Below are 480 nucleotides of genomic sequence, written 5' to 3'. Positions count from 1 at the left end.
TTAGAGCCAGGACACTTATGATTGTACAATCAACTGAGTGATTAGCTTAGATAGCAGTCAATGCCACTTCTCTTCTTTCAATGAAAGGAGAGATTTTTTTATGAAGATTGTTAGACCAATCTGCTGTGGCATGGATGTTCACAAGAATATCATTGTGGCTACAATCGGTATTACTAATAAGAAAACTCGTATTACCGAATACATCCAAGAAACGTTTTCAACTTTAAACCCTGATTTACTGAATCTTAAACAGTGGCTCATTAATCACAAATGCTTTGATGCATGCATGGAATCTACTGGTAAATATTGGATTCCAGTTTTCAACATCTTAGAAGATGAAATCAATATTTACTTAACTCATCCAAAATATGTCAAAGCAATTAAAGGAAAGAAAACTGACAAGAAAGATTCAAAATGGATTTGTGATTTATTTAAACATGATCTAATCAAATTTTCTTTCATACCGCCCAAAGAAATAAG

Annotated in this window: 1 protein-coding gene; it reads left to right on the top strand. The window is 32.5% G+C overall.

Annotation, left to right across the window (positions count from 1 at the left end; genetic code table 11):
• Window positions 1-100: 100 nt before the first annotated feature.
• The coding region (locus DW269_RS12515) for a transposase (protein WP_147321718.1) at window positions 101-480 on the top strand (380 nt) is incomplete at its 3' end.

This window comes from Catenibacterium sp. AM22-6LB (assembly GCF_003435615.1).
Classification (GTDB): Bacteria; Bacillota_I; Bacilli_A; order Erysipelotrichales; family Coprobacillaceae; genus Catenibacterium; species Catenibacterium mitsuoka_A.
The sequence above is the reverse complement of the archived record's forward strand: the minus strand, read 5'-3'. Positions and strand labels throughout refer to the sequence as shown.